This is a genomic window from Breoghania sp. (assembly GCF_030066895.1).
In the GTDB taxonomy this organism is placed as follows: Bacteria; Pseudomonadota; Alphaproteobacteria; order Rhizobiales; family Stappiaceae; genus Breoghania.
Genome location: NZ_JASJAV010000019.1, coordinates 73,948 through 90,351 on the forward strand (window position 1 = coordinate 73,948; position 16,404 = coordinate 90,351).

Below are 16,404 nucleotides of genomic sequence, written 5' to 3' on the forward strand. Positions count from 1 at the left end.
TCCCCGCCCGTGACACGCATTCTGCCTGCGGGGAAACGGTTCCCCTGCGTCTATTACCGACCTCCGAAAGGTGCCAGGAAACAAAATTCCTCAAAACGAGAAAAATTTTTCATTTATGACGATTTATACCGCAAAAAGGAAACAAACATAATGCGCAGGTCCATAAAGCTGCTTGCCGAGCTAGGAGAAATCTGGCACGTTGCGCACTCGAATAGGATAGGAGTGCTGTCCAATTATTTACTCCACGCGGTGATCCGCCACTCGGACCGAGAGGTACGGGCGGCAGTTGACCGGTGGAGCAGCTCACAGGACGGTCGTCATGCGCGGTCTTATGTGAACGCGACGATCGGTAGGGGCTGGGACTCGACCGATCACGCGGCGGGCGCAAACCGGCGATTCTGTGGTAACATTGCCAACGGACGCGTCGCCAAAGAAGACGCAGGGGTCGTGTTTGAAAAAGGGGCATCCCCCGCCCGACATTGAACGGCCCATATCTGGATGGCCGTTCACACTCGACAGAGCCGCGGCATTGGCCGGTCTCATCGCTCGAGCCGTACCCGGATGTGGTATGACCCGAGAGGAAGGCCGACCCGATGCGCGGCTAATGCGCGCGAGCAAAAAAGCCCGGGCCCGGTTTCGCGCCCTGGCGGATCGGGGTGCATGAAAGGGAAAAACGGCCGGTACGCATGACGCGTGCGCGGCTGAAAATGGGGCAAGGAACGGTATGAGCAGACAGGATATCGCGAATTGGGATCGGCAGAAAATTTCCGTGAAGGCCGGAGACCGTACGACGGCCGCCGCCAAACGTCCCACGCCGCGACAAACACCTGTCCAAATGCCCTGCATACGGCCTGCCGTCCGCCCGCGGTCTTTATAACCCGCTGAACGAGCATGACGCCTGCGGCGTGGGCTTCATCGCCCACATGAAGGGCGTCAAGTCGCACCAAATTGTCAAGGACGGCCTGCGCATTCTGGTCAACCTCACCTATCGCGGTGCGGTGGGCACCGATCCGCTGATGGGTGACGGCGCGAGCTTGCTGCTGCAGATCCCCGACAAGCTCTTCCGCCGCGAGGCCCCCGGCCTCGGCTTCGAACTGCCGGAAGCAAACCACTACGCCATCGGCCAGCTTTTCCTGCCGCGCTAGGAAGGTCTCCGCACCGACTGCGAACAGACCGTCGCCCGCGTGGCGGAGGAAAACGGCCTTGCGGTTCTCGGTTGGCGCACCGTGCCAACCGAGAATTCCTTGCTGTCGAAGGATCCAGAGATCGCGGCAACCGAGCCTGTTCACCGGCAGATTTTCTGCGCCCGCCCCGAGGGGCTAGACGACGACAAGCTCTATCTGACGCGCAAGATCATCTCCAACGCCATCTTCGACCGCACCAACGGCGAGAATATCGGCTTCTATATTGTCTCTATGTCGAGCCGGACCATCGTCTACGAGGGCATGTTCCTGGCCGAGCAGGTCGCCGCCTATTACAAGGAGCTGACCGACCCCGACCCCGACCTCGACCTCGAGACAGTGCTCGCCCTCGTCCACCAGCGGTTCTACACCAACACCTTCCCCTCGTGGAAGCTGGCGCACCCCCATCGCATGGTGGCGCATAACGGCGAGATCAACACGCTGCGCAGCAACGTCAACTGGATGGCGGCCCGTCAGGCCTCCGTCGCCTCGCCGCTGTTCGGCGACGACATCTCCAAGCTGTGGCCGATCTCCTACGAAGGTCAGTCGCACACCGCCTGCTTGGACAACGCGCTCGAATTCCTCGTCATGGGCGGCTACTCGCTGGCCCATGCGGCGATGATGCTGATCCCGGAAGCCTGGGCTGACAACCCGCTGATGAGCGAGGAACGCGCCGCCTTCTACGAATACCACGCAGCGCTGATGGAGCCGTGGGACGGCCCGGCCGCAGTGGCCTTCACCGACGGCCGCCAGATCGGCGCGACGCTTGACCGTAACGGCCTGGGTCAGGCCCGCTACATTGTCACCAACGACGACATCGTCATTATGTCCTCGGAAGTCGGCGTCCTGCCGGTGCCGGAGGAGAAGATCGTCAAGAAGTGGCGTCTGCAGCCCGGCCTGATGATGCTGATCGACCTGGAAAAAAGCCGCCTCATCGCGGACGAGGAGGTCAAGCAGCAGCTTGCCACCGCCAACCCCTACCGCGAATGGCTGAAGCGCAGCCAGATCGTGCTGGAGGACATGGCTCCGGTTTCCGGCGAGAGCCTGCTCGATCTCCAGCAGGCCTTCGGCTACACCCAGGAAGACATCAAGCTTCTGATGTCGACCATGGCCACCGTCGGTCAGGAAGCCATCGGCTCGATGGGCACGGATACGCCCATTTACGCGCTCTCCGACAAGTCGAAGCTGCTCTACACCTACTTCAAGGAGAACTTCGCGCAGGTGACGAACCCGCCGATCGATCCGATCCGCGAAGAGCTGGTGATAAGCCTCGTCTCCTGCATCGGCCCGCGTCCGAACCTGTTCGATCTAGAAGGGGTGTCCGGCTCCAAGCGCCTTGAGGTGCGCCAGCCGATCCTCACCAACCCGGATCTGGAAAAGATCCGGGCCATCGGTGACATCTCCGATAACCAGTTCCGGACCAAGACGCTCAACACCACCTACGCGGTGGAAAAGGGCACCGAGGGCATAGAAGATGCGCTGACCTCGCTCTGCAACAGGGCGGAGCAGGCGGTTCACGCCGGCTACAACATCATCATCCTGTCCGACCGTCTGATCTCGCACTCCCGCGTGCCGATCCCGGCGCTGCTGGCGACCGCGGCCGTGCACCACCAACTGATCCGCAAGGGTCTCAGGACCTCCGTCGGCCTGGTGGTGGAAACCGGCGAGCCGCGCGAAGTGCACCATTTCTGCGTGCTGGCGGGCTACGGCGCGGAGGCGATCAACCCCTATCTCGCCTTCGAGACGCTCCTGCAGATGCATGAACGCCTCAACTTCCCCAAGGAAGTGGACGAGTACGAGATCGTCAAGCGCTACATCAAGTCGATCGACAAGGGCATCCTGAAGGTCATGTCCAAGATGGGCATCTCGACCTACCAGTCCTATTGCGGCGCGCAGATCTTCGATGCGATCGGCCTCGCCTCCTCCTTCGTGGACAAGTACTTCTTCGGTACCGCCACCATGATCGAGGGCATCGGACTTGCCGAGGTGGCCGAGGAGACCGTGCGTCGCCATGCGGCCGCCTTCTCCGACATGCCGGTGCTGCACAACTCGCTGGAGGTCGGCGGCGAATACGCCTTTCGCATGCGCGGCGAGAACCACATGTGGACGCCGGACGTCATCGCCAACTTGCAGCACGCAGTGCGCGGCAATCTTCCCGATCAGTATCGCGAGTTCTCTCGCGTGATGAACGAGGAGCACGGCCGCTTCACCATCCGCAGTCTGTTCCGGATCAAGGACGCGAGCGAAGTCGGCAACCAGCCGGTGCCACTCGAAGAGGTCGAATCGACCACCGACATCATGCACCGCTTCTCCATCGGCGCCATGTCCTTCGGCTCGATCTCGCGCGAGGCGCACACCACGCTGGCGGTCACCATGAACCGCATCGGCGGCAAGTCGAACACCGGTGAAGACGGCGAAGAGCCCGAGCGCTTCTATCCCCTACCCGACGGCTCGCCCAATCCGGAATGCTCGGCGATCAAGCAGGTCGCCTCGGGCCGTTTCGGCGTGACGACGGAGTACCTCGTCAACTCCGACATGATCCAGATCAAGGTCGCGCAGGGTGCCAAGCCCGGCGAAGGCGGTCAGCTTCCCGGCCACAAGGTCGACGCGATCATCGCCAAAACCCGGCACTCGACGCCGGGCGTCGGCCTGATCTCGCCCCCGCGGCACCACGATATCTACTCCATCGAGGATCTGACGCAGCTCATCTACGACCTGAAGAACGTCAATCCGGAAGCAGATATCTCCGTTAAGCTCGTCTCCGAGGTGGGCGTTGGTACGGTTGCGGCCGGCGTCACCAAGTCGCGCGCCGACCACATCACCATCTCCGGCTATGACGGCGGCACCGGCGCCTCTCCGCTGACCTCGCTCAAGCATGCGGGCAGTCCCTGGGAGATCGGCCTTGCCGAGACCCATCAAACGCTGGTCCTGAACAAGTTGCGCTCGCGCATCACCCTGCAGGTCGACGGCGATCTTCGCACCGGCCGCGACGTGCTGATCGACGCTCTGCTGGGCGCAGACAAGTTCGGCTTCTCCACCGCGCCGCTGATTTCGGCCGGGGTGCCTGATGATGAACAAGTGCCACCTGAACACCTGCCCCGTCGGCATCGCCACGCAGGATCCGGTGCTGCGCAAGCGGTTCAAGGGCACGCCCGAGCACATCATCAACTCCTTCTTCTTTATCGCCGAAGAGTTGCGCGAACTGATGGCGTCCCTCGGCTTCCGCAAGATCGACGAACTGATCGGCCGCTTCGACCTTCTCGACAAGCAGCCGATGATCGATCACTGGAAGGTCAAGGGCCTCGACTTCACCGGCCTGTTCTTCAAGCCCGATACTCCGGCCGAGGCCTGCCGTCACACGCAGCTTCAGAAGCATCCGATCGACGACATTCTCGACCGCAAGCTGATCGCGGAAGCAGAGCCGGCGTTCGAACGCCGCGAAGCGGTGAAGATCGAGACACACATCGACAACGTGAACCGCTCCGCCGCTGCCATGCTGTCGGGTCAGGTCGCCAAGCGCTACGGCCACAAGGGCCTGCTCAACGACACGATCACCCTCTCCCTGCACAGCACGGCCGGATAGGCTTTCGGCGCTTTCCTATCGCGCGGCGTGACCTTCGACCTTCAGGGCGACGTCAACGACTATGTCGGCAAGGGCCTGTCGGGCGGCAAGATCGTCATCCAGCCCGATCCCAAGAGCGCGGCCGACCCCGATCATTCGATCATCGCGGGCAACACCGTTCTCTACGGTGCGACCGAGGGTGAGTGATACATCCGCGGCATCGCGGGCGAGCGCTTCGCAGTCCGCAACTCCGGCGCCCTGGCGGTTGTCGAAGGCATCGGCGACCACGGCTACGAATACATGGCCGGCGGTGTCGTCGTGGTGCTCGGCTGGACGGGCCGCAACTTCGCGGCCGGCATGTCCGGCGGCGTCGCCTACGTGCTCGACGAGGAAGACTCCTTCCGCAAACGCTGCAACCTGGCGATGGTGGATCTGGAACCGGTGGCGGAAGAAGACGATCTGCTGGAGAAGCTGCACCACCCATGGCGGCGATATCGAGCACAAGGGTCGCGTCGACCTGGCGGGCGATCTGACCGGTCACGACGACGAGCGGCTTCGTCAAATCCTGGCCAAACACATTCACCATACGGGATCGGCCTGGGCTCAGGAGATCCTGGACAACTGGAGCGAGTTCAGACCGAAATTCGTCAAAGTGATGCCGGTCGAATACTCCCGCGCCTTGCGCAAAATGCAAAATGGAAGAGCGGCGCCTCGGCGCGCAGGCAACCGCCGAGTAGGAGACGCGAAGAGTTATGGGTAAGGTAACCGGCTTTCTCGAGATCGACCGGCAGGACCAGAAGTATCAGCCTGCCTCCGATCGTATCCGTCATTTCCGCGAGCTCACCCTGCCGCTGGCCGAGCAGGAAGTGGTGCGCCAGGCCACGCGCTGCATTGATTGCGGAATCTCGTTCTGTCACGGACCGAACGGTTGTCCCGTCGACAACCAGATTCCGGACTGGAACAATCTCGTCTACGAAGAGGACTGGGAGGAAGCGATCCACAACCTCCATTCCACCAACAACTTCACCGAGTTCACCGGCCGCGTCTGCCCCGCTCCGTGCGAGGAGGCGTGTACGCTGAACATCGAGGACCTCCCGGTCAACATCAAGACGGTCGAGCAGTCGATCGCCGAAAAGGCCTTGACGAACGGCTGGATCACGCCGGAACCGGCAGACCACAAGACCGGCCGCAGCGTCGGCGTGATCGGCTCGGGCCCCGCGGGCCTGGCCGCCGCTCAGCAGCTTGCGCGGGTCGGCCACGATGTCGTGATCTACGAGCGCGAGCCCTTTGTGGGCGGTCTGCTGCGCTACGGCATTCCCGACTTCAAGATGGAGAAGCACCACATCCAGCGTCGCGTCCACCAGATGGAAGCGGAAGGCGTGGCCTTCGAGTACGGCGTGAATGTCGGCGTCACGACGACCGTTGCCGAACTGCGCTCGCGCCATGATGCGCTGCTGTTTGCAACCGGTGCCGAGCGTCCGCGCGATCCGGGCGTGCCGGGCATGGAGCTTGAGGGCTGCCACTGGGCGATGCCCTTCCTCGTGCAGCAGAACCGCCACATCAACGGCGAGGACGTCTCCCACGAGGAGCCCATCTGGGCGGGCGGCAAGCATGTGGTGGTCATCGGCGGCGGCGACACGGCGTCGGACTGCGTCGTCACCTCGTTCCGTCAGGGCACAGTGTCCGTCACCCAGCTCGACATCCGTCCCATCCCGCCGCTGAAAGAAGACAAACTGACGGTGTGGCCCTACTGGCCGACCAAGTTCCGCACGTCTTCCTCGCAGGTCGAGGGCGCCGAGCGTGAATTCTCCGCCGCCACGCTGGAAATCGTCGGCGACAAGGACGGCCACGTCACGGGCGTCAAATGCGCTCGTGTGGACGAGCGCCGCGTTCCCATCGAGGGCACGGAATTCGTCCTGCGCGCCGGGCTGGTTCTGGCCGCGATCAGGTTCTCCGGCCCCAACTCAACACCTACATTAAGGAGCTGGGCGACGATCTGGAACTCGACAAGCGCACCAACATCAAGGCCAACACGGACGACTATCGCGCGTCTGTCGCCGACATCTACGCCTACGGCGACGTAGGCCGCGGTCAATCGCTGGTTGTGTAGGCGATTCGCGAGAGTCGTCAGCGGCCCGCGCCATCGACCTTGACCTGATGGGCAAGACGGACCTGCCGCGCTAACGCGCGGCAGGTCCGAATGGTCTGATGAACAGGGTTCGATCTTCGGACCGCACTTTTTTTTGTGCCTGAGGCCGGAACAGGCGGCCATCTTGAAGGATGGCCTGCACACTCCATAACTCAGCAACGCAACTGACGCGCGAAAGCGAGCTCCGCTCCCACGCCTGCTCAAGCCGCACGAATACTTGTCAGGAACTGGCTCACCTGCGACTGAAGCTTGCCCGAAAGCCCGGACAGTTCGCAGGCCGCCTCGCGCATTTCCTGGGAGGCCTGCTTGCTCGTTGTCGTTGCCTGCGTCAGCCGCTCCACGTTCGAGCCCACGCGCTCCGCACTGCCGTTGGCGTGGTGAACCGAGCGCGTGATTTCTTCCGTCGCCATGGTCTACTCGTTGACGGCGCCCAGAATGTGCCCGGAGATCTCGCTGATGCGGGTAATCGTATCGGTGATGGTGCGGATCGCGTTGACCGCCTGATCGGCCACCGTCTGAACCGAGACAACCTGAGAGGAAATTTCCTCCGTCGCCTTGCTGGTCTGCCTCTCTAGGGCCTTCACCTCGTTGGCGACCACCGCAAATCCCTTGCCCGCCTCACCGGCGCGCGCCGCTTCTATCGTGGCGTTGAGGGCCAGAAGATTGGTTTGATCGGCAATTTGGCTGATCAGATCCACCACCTCGCCGATCGCCTTGCCGCTTTCTGCCAGCCGGCCGACGATCACATCAATCTTGCGCGCCTCGTCCACCGCCTCCTCGACAATCGAGGCCGCCTGCCGCATGGCGCGGCCTATGCCGGAGACGGCTTCCAACAGTTTTTCCGCCGAGACAAAGACAGCATCCACACCGCCGCGCTCGCATCCCCGAACGCGCCGGAAACATCCGTCACCGCCTCGCCTGAGGCCGTGACCGCCTCGCGCAGGTTATCCTTGTTGGAATCGACCCTGCCCGCCGCATTCGACAACGCGTCGACGACGCTGAGGACGGAGCGCTCGAAATCCTCCGCCACGTCCATCATCAACTGATGGCGATCCTCGTCGACCCGGCGCTGGTCCGCCGTCTGGCGTTCCGCGTCCATCCGGGCGCACTCGGCAAGTTTCGTGCGGAAATCGATGACGGAGCGCGCAATGGTACCGATCTCGTCGGTACGGCCCTCGCCATCGATATGGACGTCGAAATCGCCCTGCGACATGCGGTCGAGACCGTTCTGCAGCCGGGTCAGTGGGCGGGCCACGCCCAGCGCCAGTGTCACGGCCATGACGAGGAAGAGCGCGCCGACCGGCATGCAGACGAGCACGATGGTCTGCATCTGGTCGAATATCAGCCCGTCCACATGGAACGCCGCCCCCTGACCGATGAAGGCCGCGGTCTGATCGGGGTTACCGAGGGCGGAGGTCAGGGCTTCGCGAAAGACATAGAAGGCGTAGGCGGTACCCGCGACCATGATCAGTGCGGCGCTGCCCACCAGCAGCATGAATCGGCCCAGGATCGTGAGCCGGAAAAACGAAGCGAAACCCGCAGACATTGTTACCTCGCCCATTCGGCGGGATCATGCAGGCTGCGTCGGGACGCATGGCACTTCCCCCGAGTGCGTGTCGGGGGCAAATCTCTGCGGCATAGGTAAAAATATCGTAGATGGAGGAGAATTTTCGAGGCGATTACTGCGCCCGGCGATAGTCGTCGACGCGCCCCTCTACCTCCGGTAGCGGTCGCCCCTCGACAATCAACTTGTGCTGCAAAGATCCTTCCGCAGGGATAGCCGGCGCGATCTTTTCACCGGCCAGCGTATCCTTACGCGAGGCCCCGCCGCTCAACAAGATCAGATTTGCGTCATCGCCGGGAAAGGCAAGCTCCAGCGACGGCCCTTCCCCAAGGATACGTGCCAGACGCTGTTGAACGAAGAACGCAACCTTGCGATATCCGGGCCAGCTGAAATAGAGTCCGTCGGATGTACGCAAACGCCGACGTTTGCCGTCCACATCCGCTCCATAGGACGTGTATTTGCCTTCTTCCGACAAAAAAGTCTCCCAGATATCGACGAAAACGCCGTCGGCGGTCTCCACCTTTTCCTTGTAGAAATCGTTCAGATAACTGAAATCGGAGCGCCGATCGGGCCCGCTGGCAGGCGGCAGCCCGACCCAGACCAGCGGCTTGCGGGCGTCGCGCACGGACGCCACCGCGCGTTGCACGAGCTTGCGGTACGCCTCCTCCCAATCGGAATCGCGGAAGGCGGCGCGAGAGCCCTCATGCTCCAGCCGACGGCGATCGTCCGTGCCGAGCATGACCACGACCAAATTGGCATCTCCCCTGGCCAGCCGTTCAGCGATGCGGGTGGGCCAGTCGAGATCGCTTTCTCGGATCAGTCCGCGCGAGCGGGAGATTTCGCTGTCCACCTTGATGGTCAACGTCTGGGCGTAGGCGGCCTTGAGTCCACGCGCCAGCCCTTCCGCTATCGCGTCGCCGACAACGAGCACGGTGCGCGCGTTCTTGGTCTTCGGCTCTCCCTGGATCTTCGGCGGTGCGAGGGCGAAGGTCGTCAGCCTGCGCTGGGGTTTTTCGGGCTCCTTCAGCTTGCGCGGCAGCGCGGCGTGGCGCCCTCCGCGAAAGAGACGGAGCAACGGCGACAGCGGATGCCAACCGCTGTTATCCTGCGCAAGCACGATCGGCGCACCGGAAGCAGGTGCAGGCGCGGAAAGCCCGGCGGAGGCCGCCGGGACTGGAGCGCTCAGAGTGGCACCGGCAACCGGAGTAATGGGCGTCGGAGCACTGGAACTCGAAGCGGCCGCGGCCGATAGCGCGAAGCTGGCGGCGGCCAGCATCGTCACCGCAAAACCAATTATCCGCACGTCCGACATCCGCATCCTGATTTCACGCCTCGTTTCATGCCCGCCCCACGAGCTGACATGCGCACCATATACGTACGCCCGGCCCGCAGGTGCAAGCAGCCTGTCAGTCGCCCTGCAACTGCTTCAGCAGCAGGAAGCTGGCAAACCCGTCCGGCGCCATGCCCACATCGCGCTGGTAGGAGCGGATCGCCGCACGGGTCTGACTGCCGATCTTGCCATCGACCGTACCCGCCTCGTAACCGCGCCGGTTCAGAAGCGACTGCATGCGCTTGGTTTCGTCGTCATTCAGCGGACGGTCGCCATCCGGCCAGTTGCGCACGAAAGCGTCGCCGCCGCGCAGCCGGTCCGCCAGATGGCCTACCGCCAGCGCATAGGAATCGGCATTGTTGTAGCGCTTGATGACGTCGAAGTTCTTCAGCATCAGGAATGCGGGCCCCTTGGCCCCCGCGGGCGCCAAAAGATACACCTCGTCGGAAGGCCGGGGGAAGTTCCGGCCCTCGGTGCGCCGCACGCCCAGCTTTGCCCATTCGGCAAGCGGACGCTTCTTGCGCGTATCGCCCAGAGCATAGTTGAAGCCGTGCGGCAGCTTGACCTCATAGCCCCAGGTCTTACCCGGTTCCCAACCCGACGAATTCAGATAGGCCGCCGTGGACGCCAGCGCATCGGGGATCGAGCCCCAGATGTCACGCTTGCCATCGCCGTCGAAATCGACCGCATAGGCGTTGTAGGTGGTGGGAATGAACTGGGTATGGCCCATCGCCCCCGCCCAGGAGCCCATCATGTGCGCCGGATCGACGTCGCCATGCTGCAGGATCTTGAGCGCCGCGATCAGCTGCTTGCGACCGAAATTCTTGTAGCGGCCACCATCATAGGCGAGCGAAACCAGAGAACGGACCACCGGCCGCATGATCTTGTGATTGTCGAGCACCGCGCCGTAGGCCGATTCCATGCCCCAGATCGCCACGACCACATGCCGGTCGACGCCGAAGGATTTCTCGATCTGATAGAGGACCGGGGCATTCTCCCGCAGCTTCTCGCGCCCGTTCTCGATCCGCGTATCTGAAACGACCCGTTCCAGATAGTCCCAGACCGGCTTGACGAATTCCGCCTGATTGTCGGTCTTGGCAATGACCTCGCGATCAAGCGTCACCCCGTGCATGGCATTGTCGTAGATCGCGCGCGAAATGCCCGCAGCATACGCCTGACGCCAGAAGCTGCGCTTCCAGCCGTCAAAGCTCGCCTGTGCATGTGCCGGTTCAAACAGCATCAGTGCGAATAGCGCTGCGATCGTCATTGCGCCCGCACGGCGCAACGGAACTCGCTTTGCCGAAGCGCGAAAGGGGGCAAGGGAGCGAAGGGTGAACCTCGGAATGAAAGGCATCTCTACTCCGATATCCAAATCTCGATGTTCAAAGATGGATCGGAGCCGACAATTCCGGCGCGAGAATGACGCAAGGTTATCGTTTTTCTTCTCAACGCCGGAACCGAACGCCGGCTTCGATCGTGTGACTGTCGTAATCCTGACCCGCACGAGAGCTGTCGAAATGCTCGTAGCTGTATTCCGCCTGCAGGTCCGTCATATCCGTGATGGCGTAGGTCGCCGTCGCGCTGCCGGTATAGGTCAGCTCGTTCAGGTCGATGCCCTGGTAGGAACGGTAGGCGGCCCCGCCGGAGACGGACACGGCAACCTCGTTCGTCAGCGAATGCGCCACGGTCAACTCGCCGAGACGCACCAGCGATCCCGAGGCCCCGGTCAGGGAGGAGGCCTCGAATGTTGTCGATGCGCTGAGCCGCACCGACGTCAGCCTGGTCGTCGCCGGTAATGTCTTCCGCGCGCCAGCCGACGCCGATCTCTCCCGAGAGCTTGCCCCCGTTATCGACCGCCACGCCGGTTCGCACCGCATAGCCGTTCGCATTGCGATCGCTATCGTCCTCGAAGAAACGCCCGAGAAGGGTCGCCCCGGCAAAGGGCGAGACGGTGGAGCGCAGTCCGTAGGCAACGCGCACCGTGCCCGATGCCACCACGTTGTCACGCTCCTCGTCGCCCGATCCGCCGGTATAGAGACTGGCGTCGAGCCCGCCCCGCAGCGTCAACGCGACGAGCCCGGCATCGCGCGTCACTCCCAGCGAGCCGGAAAGCCCGTGCTGATAGGTTCGCTTCGAGCCGCTCTGGTTTTCCGAACTCGACAGGGATTCCGGACTGACCGTATAGGAGCCGCGGGCATCCACTGTAGTCACCTCGCCCGCATCGATGCGCAGCGAGCCGGTGGCCTCTTCCGGTAATATCGTCATCCTGCGCGCCGGTCGGCGCATCCGGATAACCGGTGAAGTTGCCCCTGAGGTTCAGCTCCAGCGCATGCCTGTCCCAGTCGCTCGATATGCGCACGGACGGATCCACCCGATAGAACGAACCCGCCTCGCCTCCGGCCGCGCCCTGCACGTTCGATGTCGCCCCGCCGCGCATGATCAGTTCCGGGAAAAGCAGAAAGTTTCCGGCCCGAATGCCGCGCGGCGCATCGCGTACCGTGTCGCCGACAAGGCTGCCGTCGACGACGTTCGCCTGCCGGATCGATCCGGTCGTCAGCGGCGCCACCGGGGCGACCGGCTGCACGGGTCCCGCCGCCGCAGCTTCGTCTTCCGGAGAAGGCCCGAGGGGCCGTTCCGGCGGCATGGCCGCACCGGTCTCGCTCTCCGCGTTCGTATCCGTCGCCGTCTTGTCAGTGCCGGTCGTGCTGCGCGTGCTCGTGGTGCTGAGATCCTTGCCGTAGGAACCATCGCCGAGCAGATCGTCGTCCGGCTCCGTTCCCTCGTTCCAGACGTCGATACCGCTTGAATCGGAGGCAAACAATCCCCGTAACGCGCCTGAATCGCGCGTTTGGGCGGCGGCCGTGGTTGCAACGGCCAGAACGCAGAGAACGAGTGCGGTACGCATCATCTGCCTGATCGGCCCGGTTCCATTGGGCGCGCTCGTTTGCGCGCGTTCATACTTTCCGAAGTGTAAAAAACTTTGGTTAATTTTATTTTGTGATGCTGTACGGAAATCCGTTGTCCGGGTCGGTTACAGGCTCGTTTTGTGCAAAGCAGGCATATCGTCTCGGTATTGCCGCAAACATTTGATATTGAGAGCAAAGGATGCGAAACAAGGTCCGGCCGGGACGACCGGACACGCAGGGTCGGCCGGTCATGGCGCATGAGGACGTCAGTGTTTAATCCGGAAAATCAGCCCGGCGCGGAGGCCGCTAACTCCGCCGACGAGCGCGCTCAGAAATGGATCGTTTCCGCCGAGCACACGCTTGATACGGAAATCACCGCAATCAAGGCGTTGCGCGCAGCACTGAGCAACGGCCTGTCGGTGTCCTTCACCAGGGCGGTCGACCTGATCAGCAAGCTCACCGACGGGCGCCTGATCGTCACCGGCGTGGGCAAGAGCGGACGTATCGGCACCAAAATGGCGGCGACCTTCGCCTCCACCGGCACGCCGGCCTTCTTCGTTCACGCCACCGAGGCGAGCCATGGCGACCTCGGCATGATCACCGAGCGCGACGTCGTCATCGCCATTTCCTGGTCGGGAGAGACGCATGAACTGGCCCCCACCATCGCCTATACGCGCCGCTTCAACGTGCCGCTGATCGCCGTCACCTCGCGCAAGGACAGCGCACTGGGTCGCGTGGCCAATATCGTGCTGGCCTTGCCGCGTGTCGATGAAGCCTGCCCGCTGGGCCTGGCGCCGACTTCCTCCACCATCATCCAGATGGCCATCGGCGACGCGCTCGCCATCGCCCTTCTGGAAGCGCGCGGCTTCACGACGCGCGATTTCTCGATTTTCCATCCCGGCGGACGACTGGGCGCCAGCCTGCGTCTGGTGCGCGAGATCATGCATACCGGCGAGGACATGCCGGTGATGCCGCTCGGCACCCCGGTGCGCGAGGCGATCGTGCTGATGACGAGCAAGGGCTTCGGCTGCCTCGGCATTGTCAACGGCCTGCACAAGCTCGTCGGCATCATCACCGACGGCGACCTGCGCCGCCACATGGACAGCAATTTCCTCGATCGCAAGGTCGAGGATATCATGACGCGCGATCCCAAGGTGGTGGCTCCCGATCTTCTGGTCGCCTCCGCCCTGGAGCATCTGCATTCCTCCTCCATCACGGCCCTTTTCGTGGTGGAAGACGGCCGCCCCGTCGGCATCGTGCATTTCCACGATCTGCTGCGCGTCGGCGCTGCTTGAGGCCTGACGACGGGGCTTCGCGAGCCCCGTTTCCTGCCTGTATGAGCGCTTTTTCATCGCCGCACTCAGGCGCGACACCTCAACCAAACTCCACCCGTCCGCTGAAACGATCCCTCCCCGTATCGCCTTGCGACAAAAGGCCGTTCAGGGGTTTGCAAGCGCACATTTCTGCGGCCGCTTACCTTTTTCAGGGGCCCTTCGCAGCTTTTCCATCGTTCGATTTTCCAATCCAACCCCCGTTGTTTCCCCTTTGTAAACAATAACCATGGCGAAGTGCCGTGTGCGTCCATTCTCGGTCGCGATTAGCAATTGCTTAGCGACACCTCGCTTAAGGTGGGCAACGAATACGGGGCTGAAACGGGATCGGGCTGACTTTCGACAGTATGACACCCCTCTGTCGGCAAGCCTTAGACCATTAACGTAAACGAGGGCGTCGAGCATCGTCGACAAGACATGTCCCGGCGGCTGAGGAGCAGCATCCGGCTATGGATCTTGCTAGTATCATCGGTGTCTTGAGAGCCCTGGCTGTCGTTATCGCCGCGATCTTCGTGGGTGGCAGCTTTTCCCAGTTCGTCGACATTCCCTTCATTCTGATCGTCATCGGCGGCGGTTTCGCCGCGACCCTCATCCGTTTTCCGCCAAGGTCGCCTTCTCCCACAAGAAGGTCGAGCCGCGCGAACTGGTCGAGAAGATCACCGAGCTCGCTGATACCGCCCGCAAGTCCGGCCCTCTCGGACTGGAGAATGTCGAAGTTTCCGAGCCGACGCTGGCGCACGGCGTCCAGTACATCGCCGACGGCTATGACGGCGACTTCATCAAGGGCTCTATGAAGCGCGAGCGCGATCTCTACCTGGAGCGCCTGTCGGAAGACAAACGCGTCTTCAAGGCGCTGGGCGACAGCACGCCCGCCTTCGGCATGATCGGCACGCTGGTCGGCCTCGTGCAGATGCTCGCCAACATGGACGGATCCCTCCACCATCCGCCCTTCCATGGCGGTGGCCCTGCTGACGGCGCTCTGATTTCCAATGCGGTTTGTCTACCTCTGGTCGACAAGCTGGATTCGAAATTTGACGTCGAGGAGCTGAACCAGACGCTTGTCATCGACGGCGTAATGCAGATACGGGAATCCAAGAGCCCCGCCATCATCCGCGAAATGCTGATCGCTTATCTGCCGGAAAAGAGCCGGGGCGACTTCCAGAAAGCGGCCTGACGGACGGGAGCACGAGACGATGGGAAAGAAAAAGCAAGCGGGCGGCGGCGCACCGGAATGGCTGGTCACCTTTGCCGACCTGATGTCGCTTCTCGTCTGCTTCTTCGTGCTCATCATCTCCTTTTCCATTCAGGATCGCGAAAAGCTGCAGGTCGTCGCGGGCTCCATGAAGGATGCTTTCGGCGTGAAGGAAAACTCACGCCGAAGCGGCATGATCGAGGTGCAGGGCATCCCCATCCGGCAATACATAAAGGACCTCTCCCAGCGCCCGCAGGAGCAGGATTCCGACTTCTCCAACGAACGTCACGAACAGCGCTCCAAGCAGGGTCCGGAAGACAATACCCACGACGTCGAGAAGGCCAATATCGAGAAACCCCGCCAGTTCGCCACCGCCGCCTCCATTCGTCAGGCCTGGTAGGAAATGCCCGAGATCACCGAATTCCAGTCGAACCTGATCATTGAAGAGAACGAGGAAGGGCTGAACATCATGCTGGTCGACCAGGACGGCCGCTCGATGTTCCCGGAAGGCTCGAAATATCCTTACGAGACGACCCGCAAGCTCCTGTCCAAGATGGCGCCTGTGCTGATGGAAATGCCCAATCGCATCAAGGTCACCGGACACACCATGTCGGGCAGCGGCGGCCAGGGTTCCGGCTACACAAATTGGGAACTGTCCGCCGACCGCGCCAATGCGGCGCGTCAGATCCTGTCGGAATACGGCGTCAAAGATGACCGCTTCTTCGCGGTGGTCGGCAAGGCGGACACCGATCCGCTTTTCCCGCACGACCCCTATCTGGCGGCCAACCGGCGTATCTCCATCCTGCTGATGAACGAAAGCCCGCTCCTGCCGGTCGACTACAATCCCTGAGATATCGAAAACCGGGCGAAGCGCCTTACGGCTCAAAGCGCGTTGATCGCACACATCGCTCTTGCGAACAGCAACGCCGGGTAGAAACCACACGGCTCGCGCCTCCGCACGGGTTGAGCCATGCCAGGTCACGGCGCCCCATTCCGCGACAAACGCGATCCGCAACATCTCGGCCCAGTTCAGGCGACAGGTCCGCCCTGCGGTTCTCATCTCCCGCCTAGCCACCACCGCCGCAAGCCGCCTTGCACCACCTTCCGTTACACTTCTTTCATTTATACAAACCTGACGCTGTACCTATTCCCGACGAGGCCAACCACTCCTTGTAACACTCTTTCGATA

The 16,404-nt window shown here is 62.4% G+C and carries 8 protein-coding genes and 4 pseudogenes; 5 read left to right on the forward strand and 7 right to left on the reverse strand.

What is annotated here, in order from left to right; all coding sequences use genetic code 11:
* The first annotated feature begins 827 nt into the window (after positions 1-827).
* Both gltB and QNJ43_RS18500 read left to right on the forward strand, forming a co-directional pair.
* Positions 828-5,503 (forward strand): annotated as a pseudogene (gene gltB, locus QNJ43_RS18495) (glutamate synthase large subunit).
* A pseudogene (locus QNJ43_RS18500) lies at positions 5,496-6,927 on the forward strand (glutamate synthase subunit beta). Before gltB ends, QNJ43_RS18500 begins: the two co-directional pseudogenes overlap by 8 nt.
* Positions 6,928-7,092: 165 nt before the next feature.
* Here QNJ43_RS18500 and QNJ43_RS18505 read toward each other — a convergent pair.
* From QNJ43_RS18505 to QNJ43_RS18535, 7 genes are all read right to left on the reverse strand, one after another.
* Positions 7,093-7,302: a hypothetical protein gene (locus QNJ43_RS18505; RefSeq protein ID WP_300472032.1), complete on the reverse strand. Its 210-nt coding sequence runs from the start codon at positions 7,300-7,302 to the stop codon at positions 7,093-7,095.
* A gap of 3 nt (positions 7,303-7,305) precedes the next feature.
* Entirely contained in the window at positions 7,306-7,725 is a 420-nt protein-coding gene (locus tag QNJ43_RS18510) for a methyl-accepting chemotaxis protein (protein WP_300472033.1), read from the reverse strand.
* Complete coding sequence (locus QNJ43_RS18515; protein ID WP_300472034.1) at positions 7,704-8,387, reverse strand: HAMP domain-containing protein; 684 nt, start codon at positions 8,385-8,387, stop codon at positions 7,704-7,706. Before QNJ43_RS18515 ends, QNJ43_RS18510 begins: the two co-directional genes overlap by 22 nt.
* A 184-nt stretch (positions 8,388-8,571) precedes the next feature.
* The gene (locus QNJ43_RS18520) at positions 8,572-9,768 is read right to left on the reverse strand and encodes a GDSL-type esterase/lipase family protein (protein ID WP_300472035.1); all 1,197 of its coding nucleotides are present in this window, start codon (positions 9,766-9,768) and stop codon (positions 8,572-8,574) included.
* A gap of 94 nt (positions 9,769-9,862) precedes the next feature.
* Positions 9,863-11,071, reverse strand: a complete 1,209-nt coding sequence (locus QNJ43_RS18525; RefSeq protein WP_300472036.1) for a lytic murein transglycosylase — start codon at positions 11,069-11,071, stop codon at positions 9,863-9,865.
* A gap of 160 nt (positions 11,072-11,231) precedes the next feature.
* The gene (locus QNJ43_RS18530; RefSeq protein WP_346433039.1) at positions 11,232-11,675 is read right to left on the reverse strand and encodes an outer membrane beta-barrel protein; all 444 of its coding nucleotides are present in this window, start codon (positions 11,673-11,675) and stop codon (positions 11,232-11,234) included.
* A 113-nt stretch (positions 11,676-11,788) separates the two neighbouring features.
* The gene (locus QNJ43_RS18535) at positions 11,789-12,694 is read right to left on the reverse strand and encodes an outer membrane beta-barrel protein (RefSeq protein ID WP_300472038.1); all 906 of its coding nucleotides are present in this window, start codon (positions 12,692-12,694) and stop codon (positions 11,789-11,791) included.
* Positions 12,695-13,030: 336 nt separating this feature from the next.
* On the opposite strand from QNJ43_RS18535, the gene QNJ43_RS18540 reads away from it, so the two are divergent.
* From QNJ43_RS18540 to QNJ43_RS18550, 3 genes and pseudogenes are all read left to right on the forward strand, one after another.
* Positions 13,031-13,987 (forward strand): KpsF/GutQ family sugar-phosphate isomerase, encoded by a 957-nt coding sequence (locus QNJ43_RS18540; protein ID WP_300472167.1) that lies wholly within the window; start codon positions 13,031-13,033, stop codon positions 13,985-13,987.
* 485 nt (positions 13,988-14,472) lie between these two features.
* A pseudogene (locus tag QNJ43_RS18545) lies at positions 14,473-15,197 on the forward strand (MotA/TolQ/ExbB proton channel family protein).
* 19 nt (positions 15,198-15,216) lie between these two features.
* A pseudogene (locus QNJ43_RS18550) lies at positions 15,217-16,065 on the forward strand (flagellar motor protein MotB).
* The last annotated feature ends 339 nt before the right edge of the window (positions 16,066-16,404 follow it).